Here is a 16527-nt window from a genome sequence, read left to right as displayed (position 1 = left end):
GATGACCCTGCCAGCAGGGGCCGGCACCCCGGTCGCCGCACCCGCGCCGAGCCAGGTCGAGCTCGAGCGTCGGCTCTACCGTCGCCAGCGTGGCCGTCGCTCCGTCGTGGTGTCGGTCGTCTCCACCCTGGTCGTGCTCGCCGTCGTGTACTTCGGCGTCGTGAACACCCCCGGGTGGGCGGCGGTGCAGCAGTCGTTCTTCGACCCGGAGACCGCGGTCGACACGTTCCCGGACATCTTGCTGGGCCTCTGGCTGAACGTCCGGATCCTGTTCTTCAGCGCCATCGGCGTCGCCGTCTTCGGCACGTTGCTCGCGGTCGTCCGCGGTCTGCGCAACCCGGTGTTCTTCCCGCTGCGGATGCTAGCGACCGGCTACACGGACCTGTTCCGCGGTCTGCCGCTCATCATCGTGCTCTACCTGGTCGGCTACGGCATCCCCGGACTCGGGGTGTTCCCGCGGCTCCCCGCCGAGGTCTGGGGCACGATCGCGATCACCCTGACCTACTCGTCCTACATCGCCGAGGTGCTCCGGGCCGGCATGGAGGCCGTGCACCCCTCCCAGCGTCTGGCCGCCCGGTCGCTCGGACTGTCGCACGCCAAGACCCTGCGGCTCGTGGTGCTGCCGCAGGCGATCCGCAAGGTCACGCCGGCGCTGATGAACGACTTCGTGTCGATGCAGAAGGACGTCGGTCTGGTGTCGATCCTCGGTGCCGTCGATGCGGTCCGCTCCGCCCAGATCGCGCAGGCCGAGACCTACAACTTCACGCCGTACTTCGTCGCCGGACTGCTGTTCGTGGTGATCAGCCTGCCGCTGATCCGCGTCACGGACGCGATCGCGCGTCGCCAGCAGCGGCGCGAGCAGATCGGAGGGACCGTATGAGCGAGGCCGGCCTGGAGGCCCGTGGTGCGTCCGGTGCGGACGCCGCGGTCCTCGAACTGCGCGGGTTGCGCAAGGCCTTCGGCGAGCACGAGGTCCTGCGCGGGATCGACCTGACGGTCCACCGCCACCAGGTCATCTGCGTCATCGGGGCCTCGGGCTCCGGCAAGTCGACGCTGCTCAAGACGGTCAACCTGCTCGAGGGCATCGACGACGGCGAGATCCTGCTGCAGGGCACGGACATCGCCGACCCGCGCATCGCCGTCGACGCCGTGCGGGCGCGCATCGGCGTGGTGTTCCAGCAGTTCAACCTGTTCCCGCACATGAGCGTGCTCGACAACGTCACGCTCGCCTCCCGCCAGGTGCACGGCATCGGACGAGCCCAAGCCGAGGACACTGCGCGCCGCCTGCTCGACCGGATCGGCCTCGCTTCGTTCGCCGATGCGTACCCCGACCGCCTGTCCGGCGGGCAGCAGCAGCGCGTCGCCATCGTCCGGGCGATCGCGTCGGACCCGGAACTCCTGCTGCTCGACGAGGTCACGAGCGCCCTCGACCCGCAGCTCGTCGGCGAGGTGCTCGACCTGGTCACCGAGCTGAAGCGACAGGGTTCGACGATCCTGATGACGACGCACGAGATGCACTTCGCGCGGAACGTCGCCGACCGGATCGTGTTCCTGCACCGCGGCGAGGTCGTCGAGCAGGGCTCCCCCGCCGACGTCCTCGACCGCCCGGAGCACCCGGCGCTCGTCGAGTTCCTCGCCCGCGTGCACGCCTAGGGCGTCAGCAGCACCTTGCCGATCACCTCACCGTCGCGCACGCGGCGGTGGGCCTCCTCGACCTCGGCCAGGGGCAGCACCGAGTCGATGACCGGGCGCACCCGGCCGTCGGCGACCAGCGGCCACACGTTGTAGCGGACCGCCTCGACGATGTCGGCTTTCTCGGCGAGCGGCCGTGCGCGCAGGGTCGTGCCGCTGATCGTCGCGCGCTTCCGCATCAGCACACCGAAGTCGAGCTCGGCGGTGCGGCCGCTGCCCGAGGCGATGACCGCGATGTGCCCGTTCGGGGCGAGGGCCTGCAGGTTCCGCTCCAGGTAGGACGGTCCGACGACGTCGAGCACCACGTCGACGCCGACACCGTCGGTGAACGCCAGGACGCGTTCCACGAAGTCCTCCGTGCGGTGGTCGATGACCAGATCGGCGCCGAGGTCACGGGACGCGGCGACCTTGCGGTCGCCGCCGCTCGTCGCGATCACCGTCGCACCGAGGGCCTTCGCCCACAGCACCGCGTGCGACCCCATGCCGCCCGTTCCGCCGTGCACCAGGAGGGTCTGCCCGGGGCGGAGCCCGGCGAGCATGCCGATGTTGGAGTAGACCGTGCAGGCGGCCTCGGGCAGACCGGCCGCCTCGACCAGGTCGACGCCCTCGGGGACCGGCAGCACCTGGGTGACCGGCGCGACCACGAGTGCCGCGTACCCGCCGCCGGAGAGCAACGCGCACACCCGGTCGCCCACCGCCACGGTCGTGACGCCCGCACCGACGGCCCGTACCGTGCCGGAGACCTCGAGCCCGAGGATCTCCGACGCCCCGGGCGGCGGCGGGTAGTTCCCGGCGCGCTGCTGCAGGTCGGCGTTGTTGACGCCGGCCGCGGCGACCTCGATCAGGACCTCGTCCGTGCCGGGTTCGGGGTCGGGCAGGTCGGTGACGGACATGGAAGCGTCGTCGAACGTGATGGCTCGCATGCCCTCGACGGTACGCGCCGCATGCCTCCGGCCGACTGCCGGTCGCGCACAACCGCCGCCGGTCTCCCTGTGGAGGTTCCCTGTACGCTCGACGACGGATCTGCACCTCATCCGGGGGAGTGCGGACAGATCGAGGGGGACTCTCCACCATGCCCAAGAAGCTCATCGCGCTGGCCACCGCCAGCCTCGCACTCACGCTGCTCGCCGGTTGCTCGGGCGGCGACGGCGGTTCGTCCGGTGGCGACTCGGGCTCGTCCAGCGCACCGTCGGCCTCGAAGACCGCCGCCGCAGCACCCGCCCAGACCAAGGAAGAAGCCTGCTCCCTGCTCGAGAACGAACTCGCGTCGTTCCTCAAGGAGCAGGGTTCGAGCTCTGCCCCGGCTGAGCCGAAAGCCCGTGCGGCACTCGTCGACGAGTTCGTCCAGCGCATCGACTCGGCACTGACGAAGGTCTCGAACGAGCAGGTGCACGACACGTTCGAGGACTTCTCCGGCGCGGCGAAGGGCTACAGCTCCGCCATCCGTTCCGGCGCGGCCGAGGACTCCGCCGAGGTCGAGAAGGCCCAGTCCGACGTACAGACCACGCTCGACCAGGTCTCGGCGGTCTGCCCCGCCAAGAGCTGAGCGGGCTCACGCCCCGCCCCACGCACCACGACGCCCCGCCACTCCGGTCACAGGAGCGGCGGGGCGCCGTGCTTCCCCGGGGGAACGGGCGTCAGACGGCCGCGGGCTGCGAGGCGTCGAGGCGTGCGACGTCCTCCGGCCGCAGCCGCACGGTCGGCGCCGTGATCGAGTTCAGGATCGACTGCGGTCGCGACGCACCGGGGATCGGTACGACGACGTCGCTCTTCTGCAGCTCCCACGCCAGGGCGATGACCTGCGGGGTGACCCCGCGGTCGCGGGCGATGTACGCGAAGTCCTCGAACGCCGTGCCGAGGTCCGCCGCGCTCCCGATGCCGCCGAGGGGGCTCCACGGCAGGAACGCGATGCCGAGCTCGTCGCACAGTTCGAGCTCCGGCTCACTCGACCGGAACTTCGGCGAGTACTGGTTCTGCACCGACGCCAGGCGTCCGCCGAGCACCTCGTTCGCGGTGCGGATCTGGTCGGGGTCGGCGTTCGAGATGCCCGCCATCCGGATGACACCCTCGTCGAGCAGGTCGGCGAGTGCCCCGATCGAGTCGGCGTACGGCACCGCCGGGTCGGGGCGGTGGAACTGGTAGAGCCCGATGGACTCGACACCGAGACGCTTCGCGGAGGCCTTCGCCGCCTCCTTCAGGTACTCCGGGTGCCCGTTCTGCGCCCAGTTGCCGGTTTCGGGACGCAGGTGGCCGCCCTTCGTCGCGATGAGCACGTCCGAGGTGTCGTCGTGGAACTCCCGGACGGCCCGCGCGATGAGCTCCTCGTTGTGCCCCACCTCGTCGTGGCCGCCCAGGTGGTACGCGTCGGCGGTGTCGATGAGCGTGACACCGTTCTCGAGCGCTGCGTGGATCGTGGCGATGGACTGACGCTCGTCCGGCCGGCCCTCGATCGACATGGGCATCCCGCCCAGACCGATGGCACTGACGGACACGTCTCCGATGACTCGTTGCTTCATCGGCCCAGCATGCGCCCGGCCCCGAGGGTGACGCCCAGTTCCCGCACCGACGAGGCGCCCGCACCGTCGAGCCTCCCCCTCGTCACCGACGAGCCCACGCCGGCGCGTGTTCCGGCAGCGGGCCGAACGCGATGCCGCGGGCGTAGAGGCCCCGGACCGGCGGGACCCAGCGCGCGAGCAGCACCGGGAGCAGCGGCGGACCGTCCTGCAGGTGCCCGGCGAAGGCCCGTTCGAACACGACCCGGTGCAGCACGGCCTGCACGGCCTGCACCAGGGCGGCGGGCGGGGTCCGACGACGCTGGACGGCTGCGAGCGCCCGGTCGAGGCCGCCACCACGGAGCCCCCGTCGGAGCGCCGGCACCAGGATCGTCGCGGTCGCCACCGCGTCCTGCACCGCGAGGTTGATGCCGACCCCGCCGGCGGGCGACATCGCGTGCGCGGCGTCCCCGATGCAGAGCAGCCCCGGGCGCCACCACCGGCGCAGGCGGTCCATCCGGACGTCGAGCACGTGCACCTCGTCCATCGAGGCGATCGCGTCGACCCGGTCCGCGAAGTCCGGCCGGAGCCGCACCACCCGGGCACGGAAGGCCGCCACCCCTGCGGCGCGCAGGGCCGCGTCCGAACCCTTCGGCGCGAAGTACGCGACCTGGTGGTACTCCGGCCGCGGGAAGCTCAGCAGCACGTCCCGGTCCGAGAACGCGGGGGTGAGGGCGCTCGCCGCGTCCCCGGGGTGCCGGGGCAACCGGAACCACCAGGTGTCGAACGGCACCCGGAACGCTCGCGGCACGAGCCTGGCACCGCGACGCAGCACCGAGTTCCGCCCGTCGCAGGCGATCACGACGTCGGCGCGGAGTTCCCCGGGTTCGTCGGTCCCGTCCCTCGGCCGCAGGTGGACCCCGGTCACGACCCCGTTCTCCTCGATGAGTCCGGTTGCCGCCACGCCCATCGAGATGCGGAACGACGGTTCCTCACGGGCGGCGGTCACGAGCAGGTCGAGCAGGTCCCACTGCGGCACCATCGCCACGTGGTCGTACGGGGGCGCGAGACGCGAGAAGTCACCGAGCAGCAGCCGGGAGCCGTCGGGCATCGGCAGCGAGAAGTCGTCGAGGCGTGACTGCGGCAACGCCCGGAACGGTGCGCCGAGTCCGAGTTCGTCGAGCAGACGGATGGTCGAGGCGTGCACCGTGTCGCCCCGGAAGTCCCGGTTGAAGTCGTCGTGCCGCTCGAGCACGCGCACGTCGACGCCGGCGCGGGCGAGCAGCAGCCCGAGGACGACCCCTGCGGGGCCGCCACCGACCACCGCGACCGTCGTCCGCGACACCGTCACCATGCCCGGGACGCTACCCCGGTGCGGACCGGAGGCGCGTGGCGGCCGCGACCCGCGCCTCCAGGCCGGAACCCCCACGCGTTCTCCGACCCGACACGCGTCGGACGACCGGTGTCCGGTCGGATGGGTGGTGTCGCTGCGCGCCGGTCAGGCGCTGGCGGACACCGACGACGATCCGGAACCGCTGTCGACGGCGTTCGCGAAGACGACCCCGCCCCAGGCGATGACCACGATCGCGAGCACGAAGCCGATCGCCGCGATCCACCACGACGGCTTCCGTCGGATCCACGCGCCGATCGACAGCACGATCGTGGCGACGCCGATGACGAAGGCGCCACCGACCGCGATGGCCGCGCCCCCGAAGTACCCACCGGGTGTGCACCCGGCCGAGGCGTCGCAGGTCGTCGTGGCCGAGGCGACCGCGATGATGCCGACGACCGCCGTGATCGCGGTCATGACGGCACCGAACACCAGGAGCAGCACCGTCGAGATCCGGTCGGCGAGCTTCGCCGGCGGGAACAGCGTGGTGCCACCGCGCTCCCACGCCGCGCGCTGCGCGTCCGTGGGGCCGGAGGAGGACTGCGGCGGAGGGCCGGGGACGTTGGACCAGGTCATGCGTGCAGTCCTACCGCGCCTCGACCCCGAACGCCTGTGCGAGCCGCTGGATCTTCTGCGCCCGACCGAGCCGCGGCAGGTCGGAACCGTCGCGGATGAGCCGGCCGCGGGCCTCGAAGTCGTCGAGGAAGTCCTGCGCCCAGGCGACGTCGGTCGGGGTGGGGGAGATGACCTCGTTGATGACGGGGAGCTGCTCGGTGTCCAGGCAGAGCTTGCCGGTGAGGCCGAGCGACACGGCCACCTGCGACTGCTCGCGGAGGATCGGGTGCGACGACCCGACCGTGGGGCCGTCGATCGGACCCGGCAGGTCGCCGACGCGCGAGGCGACGACCAGCTTCGACCGCGGGTACGCCATCGCCAGCGTGTCGGCGCTGGTCCCGGTGTCGCGGCGGTAGTCGCCGGAACCGAAGGCCAGGCGGAACGCGCCCTGCGCCTTGGCGATCGACACGGACTCCTCGATGCCCAGGGCCGACTCGACCAGGGCGATCACCGGCGTCTGGCCGCCGAGCCGGTGCCAGGTGTCGGTGACCTGGGCGGGAGACTCGGTCTTGGCGAGCATGACGCCCTGCAGACCGGGCAGGCCGCGGAGCTCCTCGACGTCGTCCGCCCAGAAGTCCGTCGTGACGTCGTTGATGCGCACCCAGGCCTCGCCGCCGCCGGCGAGCCAGGCGGCGACGCCCTGCCGGGCCGAGGGCTTCGCGGCGGGGTCGACCGCGTCCTCGATGTCCAGGATGATCTGGTCGGCGCGGGAGCGCTGGGACTTGTCGAACCGGTCGGTGGCGGTGCCGGAGACCAGCAGCCACGACCGTGAGATCTCGGCGGGGACCGATCGACGCCGGTTCGGCGTGGGGGCGGACGGAGTGGTGCGGTCGTCGATGGCCATGCCCCGTTGGTACCACACCGGACGGGGCCGCCGTCGGATCGGACGCGCCGCACGCCGGGTCGGACGCGCCGCACGTCGGGTCGGACGACGGTCGCGTCCGTGCGGAAACCCCGAAACCTCGGTTCATTGCCAGAGAGGCCGTCCGGTTCCGCCTACAGTGTCGGATGTGTGGCGAGCGGACAGGGTGACCGACGGTGAGGACGACGTGAACGACGACGTCCCCGTCGAGGGTGCCCGCGCGCGCCCCGACGACGATCGAGACGAGCAGCAGGACGTGGACCAGGAACGGACCGACGACGAGCCGGACCGCACGCTCCGCCCGGAGCTGCAGATGACGAGCCCGCAGGCGATCAGCCTGGGGGACCCGCGGCTGCAGGCCGGCAACGCGGCCGAACCGACGTGGGACGGCTGGCGCACCCAGCTGACCGGCGTCGGTGGCACGAGCCCGCTCACGCACTTCAGTGACCACCCGCGCGCCCGCATCGAGCTCTCGACCACCCACCCGGGCGGTCTCGCGCAGTTCATCACCGGCAAGACGACCCTGCTGTCCAGCCTGATCCGCGACGAGGTGGCGCTCCGTGCCGCCCGCGTGGCCGCCGGACACGTCGAGGCGAAGGGCACCGAGCTCGCCACCGTGCGCGGCATCGACGCCGTGAAGCTCGGCATCGGCATGGCCGACTGGAAGCACGGCGACGAGCAGTTCCGCGGCCCGGTGCTCCTGCGCCCCCTGGCGATCCGCCGGCACGGACGCGACTTCGAGGTGCGCCTGCTCGGCGAGCCGGTGCTCAACCCGGGCCTCGCCGACGCGCTGCACGAGCAGTTCGGAGTCATCCTCGACGCGCAGTCCTTCGTGGCCCTCGCGCAGCAGGACGGCTCCTTCACGCCGAACCCCGTCATCGACCGCCTGCGTGGTCTGACCGCGCACATCCCCGGCTTCTCGGTGCACGCCCGACTCGTGGTGTCCACCTTCGCCGAGGTCGCGACCGGCATGGTCGAGGACACCGGCGACCTGTCGCACCCCGTGCTCGACGCCCTGGCGGGCAACCCGAGCGCGAAGTGGCAGGTCGAGCAGTCCTACCACCCGGTCGAGCAGACCCCGTCGGACGAGCGCAGCCCGGAGACCGACACGCTCCTGCTCGATGCCGACGACGAGCAGGAGAACGTGATCGCGCAGATCACGGCCGGCAACTCCATCGTCGTGAAGACCCTGCCCGGCACCGGTGGCACCCAGACCATCGTGAACGCCCTGGGCGGCCTGGTCGCCGCGAACAAGCGCGTGCTCGTCGTGAGCCCGCGCCGCGCCACCCTGCGGGGCATCGCCGCCCGCTTCGGTGAGGTCCAGCTGCCCGGGGTCGCGGTCACGCCGTCGACCCTGCGCCGCGACGTCGTCCGTGCTATCGCCCGGAACGAGAAGGCCGCGCGTCCGAACCTCCGCGAGGTCGACGACGCGCTGGTCCGCCTGCGCAAGGTGCTGAAGGACTACCGCGGATCGCTCACCCGCAAGGACCCCGACTTCGGCGTCTCGGTGCTCGACTGCCTGGTGGAGCTGTCGCGCCTGTCGCTGCTGCCCGTCGCCCCGTCGACCACCGCGCGCCTGTCGAAGCAGTCCGTCGCCTCGATGGTCGACGGCCGCTCGCGCGTCGCCGAGACGATGGTCAGCGCCGCGAACCTCGGTGAGTTCCGCTACGGCCCCGACGACTCGCCCTGGTACGGCGCGAAGTTCGGTTCGAGCGACGGTGCCCAGCGTGCGCACCGCATCGCGAAGGACCTCGACGCCGACGGTCTGCCGACCCTGCTCCGCCGCGCCCACGACCTGGTGAGCTCGACGCACATGCGCCAGTTCACGACGATCAACGAGCTCGGCATCTACCTGCGCCTGCTCACCGAGATCCGCGACACGCTCGACCGCTTCCTGCCGGTGGTCTTCGACCGGTCGGTGTCCGAGCTCGTGGCCGCCACCGCCCCCCGCGGCGAGGGCGCTCCGATGTCGTCGACGAACCGTCGCCGGCTCAAGAAGCTCGCCCGCGAGTACGTCCGTCCGGGCGTGCACGTGTCCGACCTGCACGAGGCCCTGACCCGCGTCCAGCAGCAGCGCGTGCTCTGGCAGCGCTACGTCGCCGCCGGCGTGAACCCCGAGGTACCCACGGGCATCGCCGACGTCCAGGTGCTGTTCTCGAACGTCGCCGAGGACCTCGCGCGACTCGACGAGCCGCTGGGTCGCACCGAGCGCGACCGCCAGCTGGCGAACACCCCGGTCGACCAGCTCGTCCCGACCATCGCCGAGCTCGCCGCCGAGTCCGACGTCCTGCACAACCTGCAGGAGCGCACCGAGCTCATGCAGACCCTGCGCGACCTGCAGCTCGAGCCGCTCATCACCGACCTGGCGAACCGGCACGTGCCGGACGTGCAGGTGCCCGCCGAGCTCGAGCTCGCCTGGTGGCAGTCCGCCCTCGAGACCATGCTCGAGTCCGACCGGGCCCTGCTCGGCGCGAACACCGACATGCTCGACCGGGTCGAGGCCGACTTCCGCCTGGTGGACGACGCCCACGCGGCCGGGGTCTCCCAGGGCCTGGCGTGGCAGCTCGCCGAGAACTGGAAGGTCGGTCTCGTCGACTGGCCCGAAGAAGCGACGGCGCTCAAGACCCAGCTCCGCGACGGCGCGATCACCTCGCGCCTGCTGCAGGACTCCGCACCGCACCTGTCCCGGTCGATCGCGCCCGTTTGGCTCGCCAGCCCGTACGAGGTGCCGCAGATCGCCGACACGATGCCCTTCGACACCGTGATCCTGGTCGACGCCGGCGCCGTGACGATCGCCGAGACCGTCGGAGCCGTCCGTCGTGCCCGGCAGACCGTCGTGTTCGGCGACCCGGTCACCCAGACGCCGTCGCCGTTCCGCATCGCCGTGGACCCCGAACACCGGGCGCTGCAGGTCGACGAGGGCACGCTCGACGCGTTCCACGCCGACTCCGCCCTGGCGAAGCTGTCCACCCTGCTGCCGACCCTGTCGCTGTCGCGGTCGTACCGCGCCGGCGGCGAGGACCTCGCCGAGCTCGTGAACCGTCGCTTCTACGGCGGCAAGATCGAGTCCCTGCCGTGGGCCGGCTCGTTCCTCGGCCACGGCTCGATCGCGCTCGACTACGTCAGCGACGGCAAGGCCGTCCCGGACCCCGAGTCTGGTGCCGTCGAGAGCGTCGACGCCGAGGTGGACCGCGTGGTCCGGCTCGTCATCGACCACGCCCGCACCCGTCCGACCGAGTCGCTCATGGTCATCACCGCGTCGGCGAAGCACGCCGTGCGGGTCGAGCAGGCCGTGCTGACCGCCGCCCAGGGCCACAAGGACCTGACCGAGTTCGTCATCGGCGACCGTGCCGAGCCGTTCATCGTGGCGACGCTCGAGCAGTCGGTGGCGCAGAGCCGCGACCGCGTCGTGTTCTCCATCGGCTACGGCCGCACCCCGCACGGCCGCGTGCTGCGCGACTTCGGTCCGCTCGGCAAGCCCGGTGGCGAGCGGCTGTTGGCCGTCGCCATGACCCGCGCGCGTCGCTCGATGGTCATCGTCACCTGCTTCCAGCCGTCGGACATCGAGGCCGAGCGCATGGGACACGGCACCGTCGCCCTCGCCGAGATCCTGGCCGAGGTGCGTGCCCGGACCACCGCCGAGTACGTGCCGGACGACTCCGACCCGCTGCTCGTCGACCTGGCCCGGCGCCTCGAGATGCGTGGCATCCCGGTGGCGCTCGGACACCGCGGCAAGCTCGGCCTCGTCGCCGCGCACGGCGGGGTGTGCGTCACGATCGAGACCGACGCGTCGCTGGTCAAGGGATCGCTGCGCGAGTCCCTGCGCCTGCGTCCCGAGGTGCTCCGCCGACTGGGCTGGCACTACGTGCGCGTGCACGCGTTCCAGCTGTTCTCCGACCCGGACCGCGTCGCCGACACCGTCGCCGCCGTGCTCGGGGTCGACCGCGGCGCCACGCAGGAGATCTCGATCCCGCCGATCCCCGCCCGACGATGACGTCTCGGCCGAGCCGCCGGGCCTCGCGGCCCGCCGGTCCGGTGACGCCGGAGACGGACCAGCTGGTGGGCACGTGGACGCGGATCGACGACGCGTCGTCAGCCGCGCCTTCCATCCGGCCCGCCGACGGAGGCGAGACGGACGACCTGTCGGGAGGCCCGGTGCGGCGCCGCAGACGAGTCACCACCCAGCCGGTGGCGGGCTACGACCCGGCGCCACCGCCGGAACCGGCGCGGCACCGCGACGGTGAGAACGACGACCAGCTCCGGCGCGACGTCCCCCCACATTGGTAACCGGTAGCCTGGCCCGTGATGACTGAGACCGCGCGGCAGCGCCCCGACTGGCAGACCTGGCCGAACCTGATCACGCTGTTCCGCCTCGTGCTGATCCCGGTGTTCATCGGCCTCGTCGTCGCCGGGCACCCCGGGTGGGCGCTCGTCACCCTCGTCGTGATCGGCGTGAGCGACTGGGCCGACGGCTTCATCGCCCGGAAGTTCGACCAGGGGTCCAAGCTCGGCAAGGCGATCGACCCCGTCGCCGACCGCCTGGCGATCATCGCGATCGTGCTGTCCCTGGTGCTCGTCGGCCTGCTGCCCTGGTGGGTGGTGGCCGTCGTCGTGCTCGTCGACCTGGTGCTCGTCGTCCTGTCGAGCGTGCTGTTCCACGGCAACCCGGACCTCGACGTCACGTGGACGGGCAAGATCCGCTCGGCCCTGCTGTTCGTCGGGCTGCCGGTGCTGCTGTTCTCCGCGGTGCACACCGTCGACGAGAACGCACCCTGGGTCCGGGTCGTGGCCCTGGTGTTCGTGTACCTCGGCACCGCGGGCCACGTGCTCGCCGGTGCCCAGTACGCCGTCGCGATGTTCGCGAAGCGCCGCGCGGTCCCCGCCGCCTGACGCGGGCGCCCGTCTCCGCGAGACACCGGTGTTCGCGCTGCGCACCGCGGTTTGCGGGTGTGCGGCGCACGAACACCGGTGTCCTGCGGCGGCCCCGGGGCTAGAGCTTCGTCGAGCCGCCGATGCCGGGCCCCTCGGGAGCGTTCGACGGGGCGATGTGCGCCCCCGTGCTCGCGGAGCCGCCGGTCTGCGGGCGGAGGAGGTCGCGGATCTCGAGCAGCACCTCGACGTCGGTCGGGGGCACGTCCTGCGGAGTCTGCTGCTCGTCGTTCTTGACGCGCTCGAATGCCGCCTTCTTCAGGTGGTTGACGGGCACGACGAGCGCGAAGTACACGACCGCGGCGATGATGACGAAGTTCAGGACGGCGCCGATGATCGCGCCGAACTTCAGTTCTGCGTCATCGCCGGAGAACGTGGGGATCGCGACGACCAGCGCCTCGTCGAGGCTCGACGCGTTGAACACCGCACCGATGAGCGGGTTGATCAGGGCGTTGACGATCGTGGTGACGATCGCGGTGAACGCCGCACCGATGACGACTGCGACGGCCAGGTCGATGACGTTGCCGCGGAGCAGGAACTCCTTGAAGCCCTTCATGCGAGGGTCTCCTTCCGGGTCGAGGACGGCCGCCGAGTGGCGACGCGCCCCAAGCTATCCGGAGAGCGCAGACCCCGTCAGGACGCGGCGGGCTTCGAGCTGCTGGGCTTCGACTCGGTCTTCCCCGCCGGCTCGGACTTCTTCGGCTCGGACTTCGCGGGGGTGCTCGACGAGCCCTCGGACTTCGGGGCCGGGCGCGAGTCGGTGCGGTAGAAGCCGCCACCGTTGAAGGTCACGCCGACGGGAGAGAACACCTTCCGCAGGACGCCGCCGCAGACCGGGCACTCCGTCAGGGTGGCGTCGGAGAAGGACTGCTTGATGTCGAACGCGTTGTCGCACTCGGTGCAACGGTACGAGTAGGTGGGCACGTCAGCTCCGGAACGTGATGATGCGCGACGGCGTGATGATGCCGTCAACGGGTTCGTCGTGGGGTTCGCGCGGGACCTCGTCGAGGTACTCCGCGTCGAAGATCACAGCATAGACGGGCGGACGGTTCGCCATGGACCCGAGGGTCTTGTCGTAGTAGCCGCGTCCCCAGCCCATGCGGACGCCGTCGTGCCCGACCGCCGCCGCCGGGGCGAGGATCGCGTCGACGTCGTTGATCGCGAGCGGGGACAGGACCTCGCCGACCACCTCGGGCAGGCCGAGCAGGCTCTCGGTCTCGCTCTCGCCGTCGCCCACGGCCCAGTCGAGCAGCCCGTCCTCGCGGGTGACGGGCAGCAGCACGCGGATGCCCTGCCCGAACGCCCAGTTCAGGAACGGGCGGACGTTCGGCTCGTCCGGTGCGGACAGGTACAGGGCGAGGGACGTCACCTGGCGTTCCTCGACGAAGCGCTGCAGGGTCGCGGTCAGGGTCTGCGTGTCCGCGTCGCGTTCGGTCGTGGTCCGGGTGCGCCGCCGCTGCCGGAGCTCGGCTCGCAGGGCGCGCTTCTCGTTCCCGAGATCGGCGATCATGCGCAGGAGTCTACCGAGGGGGTACGGTTGCGGCTTCCCGCCGGGAACACGCGGGGTCCCGTGTCCCCCGGAGCGACGACATGCCCTCGAAAGGGGGATCGGATACGGTCTGACCATGGGCTTCCAGATTTCGAAGGCGGTGATCCCGGCCGCAGGGCTGGGTACCCGCTTCCTCCCCGCGACCAAGGCGATGCCGAAGGAGATGCTCCCGGTCGTCGACAAGCCGGCCATCCAGTACGTGGTGGAAGAGGCTGTCGGTGCCGGGCTGACCGACGTGCTGATGATCACCGGGCGCAACAAGAACGCGCTCGAGAACCACTTCGACCACGTGTCGGAGCTCGAGGAGACCCTCCGCAAGAAGGGCGACCACGAGAAGCTGCAGAAGGTGAACCAGTCGACGGACCTCGCCGACATGCACTACGTGCGGCAGGGCGACCCGCTCGGCCTCGGCCACGCCGTGCTCCGCGCGAAGATGCACGTCGGCCGCGAGCCGTTCGCCGTGCTCCTCGGTGACGACATCATCGACGCCCGCGACCCGCTGCTCCAGCGCATGATCGAGGTCCAGGGCGAGAAGAACGCCACCATCGTGGCCCTGCTCGAGGTCCCCGAGTCACAGACCCACCTGTACGGCATCGCCACGGTCGAGCCGACCGACACCGACGACGTGGTGAAGATCACCGGGCTCGTCGAGAAGCCCCCGCAGGGCGAGGCGCCCTCGAACCTGGCCATCATCGGCCGCTACGTCATCCGTCCCGAGGTCTTCGACGTCCTCGAGAAGCAGGAGCCGGGCAAGGGCGGCGAGATCCAGCTGACCGACGCGCTCATGAAGATGGCGAGCGCCGAAGAGTGGACCGGCGGCGTGTACGGCGTCGTGTTCCGTGGACGCCGGTACGACACCGGTGACAAACTCGACTACATCAAGGCGATCGTGCAGCTCGCCTCGGACCGCGATGACCTCGGCCCCGACCTCAAGTCGTGGCTGAAGGAGTTCAACGCGGGCGAATAGTCGGCCATCCCGCTCGGGTCCGTCAGATCACGGACCCGGGCGGGACACCCCGTCCCGCACAGCGGCGGGACCCCGGAGGAACCCAGCGATGACGACGATCCCGACCCTGTCCCACGGGCGGGTCACCATCCGGCCCCTCCGGCTCCGCGACACCCGCGACCTCGACGCGGCACTCGCGACGAACCGCTCGTGGCTCCGTACCTGGGAGGCCACGAACCCCTCCGGACACGTCTCGACCGACGTCCGGGGCAGCATCCGCGCGCTCCAGGCCAACGCCCGCGCGGGACTCGGACTCCCGTTCGCGATGGAGCTCGACGGCCGCTTCGTCGGTCAGCTCAACGTCTCCGGCATCTCCTACGGCTCGCTGGCGAGTGCCTCCATCGGCTACTGGGTCGTCGAGGACGCAGCCGGCCACAACGTGACGCCGATCTCGGTCGCCCTCGCCGTCGACCACTGCTTCCGGTCGCTCGGCGTGCACCGGATCGAGATCTGCATCCGGCCGGAGAACGCTCCGAGCCTGCGCGTCGTAGAGAAGCTCGGCTTCCGGTACGAGGGACTCCGTCGCCGGTACATCCACATCAACGGGGACTGGCGCGACCACTTCTGCTTCGCGCTGGTGGCGGAAGAGGTTCGCGGCGGCGTCCTCGAGCGCTGGGTCCAGGGGCAGGTTCCTCACGGGGTGGGCACCGTGCCGCTCGCCGCACGCGACGAGGCGGCGATGCCGCTGGACACGACGCCCCGCATCTGACGGGCCGCCTCTGACGGCCTGGAGGCGCGGCTCGCCTTCCGCAGATTCCGCCCCGACACGCGCAACACGCGTCCGGCAATGACGCGGCGCGGGAACCGCCGCCCCTACCGTGTTCGCATGGCAGGAATCGGCTCGTGGGGTGGCGGCATCGTCCTGCTCGTCGCGGCCGTCCTCTGGCTCGTCTACCTGATGCCGTCGTGGGCCGCCCGCCGCCAGTACCTGGCCACCGAGCGGAACGCCATCCGGCTGCAGCAGACCCTCCGGATCCTGGCGCAGACCGCCGAGCTGCCGGACGAGGTCCGCATCGAGATGAACGCGAAGTCCCTCGCCCAGGCGCAGCGCGTCGCCCGGTCCGAAGAGGCCAAGCGCACCGCCATCGTCCGAGCCCACGAGGCAGCGCGGCAGCGTGAGATCACCCGCCGCCTGGCCGAGCAGGCCCCGGTGCTCGAGCGGGCGTCCGCCGTGCCGGCCCTGACCGCGATGCGCATGCGCCGTTCCCGGCTCGGGGCGACCCTGTTCGGCACGCTCGGCATCGTCGTGGCCCTCGTGGTCTTCGTCGCGGCACCGTCGCTCTGGCTCGTCGGTGTCGCCGGACTCGTCGCCGCCGGTGGGTCCGCAGCGGTCCTTGCCCAGCTGCACCAGGTGGCGACGGCGCGGAAGCAGCGTCTCGCGGCCGGCGAGACGGGCGCGACCCGCGCCTCCCGGCCGTCCACCGCCTGGACGGACCCGGCCCCGCCCCTGTCGACCGAGCAGCCCGCCGCGCCCGCTGCGGATCGCTCGTGGACCCCGAACCACGTGCCCAAGCCCCTCTACGTGGAGCGGCCGACAGCACCGGCTGCATCGCCCGAGTCGTCGGCGGAACTCGCTGCCCGGTTGAAGGAGCGCGTCGCCGCGGCCAAGGCGGAAGCCGAGGCCGAAGCGGCGGCGATCCGCGCGGGGGAGTCCGACCCCTCGCTGGCGCGGGTTTCGCGGATGCGACCCGAGCTCGAGGAAGCTGCGGCATCGCTGTCCGCGCACGACCAGGGTCGTCTGGCCGAGCGGCTCGGGCTGCGGGCGCCCGCTGCTGCCGCTGGTTCTGTGACCGCTGCTCCCGCCGCCGACGAACCCGCTGCTCCCGGCGGTCCGCCGAGCAAGTGGGCCGGCATGGGAGTCCTCGACGACGACGCCTACCAGCAGGCCGACCTCGACGCGATCATGCGGCGGCGCCGCGCGGTCTGACCCGCGGCACGCCCGACGGGCCACCGGCGATTTCGGCTGGGCCGACCGAGGGTGCTAATGTGATC

At 71.6% G+C, this 16527-nt stretch carries 16 protein-coding genes; 8 read left to right on the top strand and 8 right to left on the bottom strand.

All coding sequences use genetic code 11. The annotated features are described in order from the left end of the window. Position 1 precedes the first annotated feature (1 nt). The gene (locus tag DEI85_RS14760; RefSeq protein WP_110862374.1) at positions 2-880 is read left to right on the top strand and encodes an amino acid ABC transporter permease; all 879 of its coding nucleotides are present in this window, start codon (positions 2-4) and stop codon (positions 878-880) included. Further along, positions 877-1653, top strand: coding sequence for an amino acid ABC transporter ATP-binding protein (locus tag DEI85_RS14755; RefSeq protein WP_111124032.1), 777 nt, complete (start codon positions 877-879; stop codon positions 1651-1653). Before DEI85_RS14760 ends, DEI85_RS14755 begins: the two co-directional genes overlap by 4 nt. On the opposite strand, the gene DEI85_RS14750 is transcribed toward DEI85_RS14755, so the two are convergent. Next, a complete protein-coding gene (locus DEI85_RS14750; RefSeq protein ID WP_111124033.1) occupies positions 1650-2615 on the bottom strand; it encodes an NAD(P)H-quinone oxidoreductase in 966 nt (321 codons plus the stop codon). The genes DEI85_RS14755 and DEI85_RS14750 overlap by 4 nt on opposite strands. Positions 2616-2764: 149 nt before the next feature. Here DEI85_RS14750 and DEI85_RS14745 point away from each other — a divergent pair, with 149 nt between their 5' ends. Then, positions 2765-3238 carry a hypothetical protein gene (locus tag DEI85_RS14745; protein ID WP_111091303.1) on the top strand — a complete coding sequence of 158 codons (474 nt, stop codon included), beginning with the start codon at positions 2765-2767 and terminating at the stop codon, positions 3236-3238. A 91-nt stretch (positions 3239-3329) separates the two neighbouring features. Here the strand turns inward: DEI85_RS14745 and DEI85_RS14740 are convergent, their stop codons facing one another. The 4 genes from DEI85_RS14740 to DEI85_RS14725 all read right to left on the bottom strand — a co-directional run bounded on the left by DEI85_RS14740 (position 3330) and on the right by DEI85_RS14725 (position 7033). Then, complete coding sequence (locus DEI85_RS14740) at positions 3330-4208, bottom strand: aldo/keto reductase (protein WP_111124034.1); 879 nt, start codon at positions 4206-4208, stop codon at positions 3330-3332. An 82-nt stretch (positions 4209-4290) separates the two neighbouring features. Then, positions 4291-5538 carry an FAD-dependent oxidoreductase gene (locus tag DEI85_RS14735; protein ID WP_111124035.1) on the bottom strand — a complete coding sequence of 416 codons (1248 nt, stop codon included), beginning with the start codon at positions 5536-5538 and terminating at the stop codon, positions 4291-4293. A gap of 144 nt (positions 5539-5682) precedes the next feature. After that, positions 5683-6150 carry a DUF6264 family protein gene (locus tag DEI85_RS14730; protein WP_111124036.1) on the bottom strand — a complete coding sequence of 156 codons (468 nt, stop codon included), beginning with the start codon at positions 6148-6150 and terminating at the stop codon, positions 5683-5685. Positions 6151-6160: 10 nt separating this feature from the next. Continuing rightward, the gene (locus DEI85_RS14725) at positions 6161-7033 is read right to left on the bottom strand and encodes an HpcH/HpaI aldolase/citrate lyase family protein (protein WP_111124037.1); all 873 of its coding nucleotides are present in this window, start codon (positions 7031-7033) and stop codon (positions 6161-6163) included. 184 nt (positions 7034-7217) lie between these two features. Between DEI85_RS14725 and DEI85_RS14720 the strand changes: the two genes are divergently transcribed. After that, positions 7218-11045 carry an ATP-binding protein gene (locus DEI85_RS14720; RefSeq protein WP_083404080.1) on the top strand — a complete coding sequence of 1276 codons (3828 nt, stop codon included), beginning with the start codon at positions 7218-7220 and terminating at the stop codon, positions 11043-11045. 311 nt (positions 11046-11356) lie between these two features. Beyond that, the gene (locus tag DEI85_RS14715; RefSeq protein WP_110862368.1) at positions 11357-11941 is read left to right on the top strand and encodes a CDP-alcohol phosphatidyltransferase family protein; all 585 of its coding nucleotides are present in this window, start codon (positions 11357-11359) and stop codon (positions 11939-11941) included. A 100-nt stretch (positions 11942-12041) separates the two neighbouring features. Here the strand turns inward: DEI85_RS14715 and mscL are convergent, their stop codons facing one another. From mscL to DEI85_RS14700, 3 genes are all read right to left on the bottom strand, one after another. Continuing rightward, positions 12042-12536: a large conductance mechanosensitive channel protein MscL gene (gene mscL, locus DEI85_RS14710; protein ID WP_111124039.1), complete on the bottom strand. Its 495-nt coding sequence runs from the start codon at positions 12534-12536 to the stop codon at positions 12042-12044. A gap of 77 nt (positions 12537-12613) precedes the next feature. Next, positions 12614-12904, bottom strand: coding sequence for an FmdB family zinc ribbon protein (locus DEI85_RS14705; protein ID WP_110862366.1), 291 nt, complete (start codon positions 12902-12904; stop codon positions 12614-12616). Position 12905: 1 nt separating this feature from the next. After that, positions 12906-13490, bottom strand: coding sequence for a 5-formyltetrahydrofolate cyclo-ligase (locus DEI85_RS14700; RefSeq protein WP_071244110.1), 585 nt, complete (start codon positions 13488-13490; stop codon positions 12906-12908). A gap of 115 nt (positions 13491-13605) precedes the next feature. Here DEI85_RS14700 and galU point away from each other — a divergent pair, with 115 nt between their 5' ends. From galU to DEI85_RS14685, 3 genes are all read left to right on the top strand, one after another. Next, positions 13606-14496, top strand: coding sequence for a UTP--glucose-1-phosphate uridylyltransferase GalU (gene galU, locus DEI85_RS14695; RefSeq protein ID WP_027466560.1), 891 nt, complete (start codon positions 13606-13608; stop codon positions 14494-14496). A gap of 88 nt (positions 14497-14584) precedes the next feature. Beyond that, positions 14585-15244: a GNAT family N-acetyltransferase gene (locus DEI85_RS14690; RefSeq protein WP_111091306.1), complete on the top strand. Its 660-nt coding sequence runs from the start codon at positions 14585-14587 to the stop codon at positions 15242-15244. A gap of 117 nt (positions 15245-15361) precedes the next feature. Then, positions 15362-16462, top strand: a complete 1101-nt coding sequence (locus DEI85_RS14685) for a hypothetical protein (protein WP_111124040.1) — start codon at positions 15362-15364, stop codon at positions 16460-16462. Positions 16463-16527: the final 65 nt, after the last annotated feature.

It is taken from the genome of Curtobacterium sp. MCBD17_026 (assembly GCF_003234895.2).
GTDB classification, from domain to species: Bacteria; Actinomycetota; Actinomycetes; order Actinomycetales; family Microbacteriaceae; genus Curtobacterium; species Curtobacterium flaccumfaciens.
The sequence above is the reverse complement of the archived record's forward strand: the minus strand, read 5'-3'. Positions and strand labels throughout refer to the sequence as shown.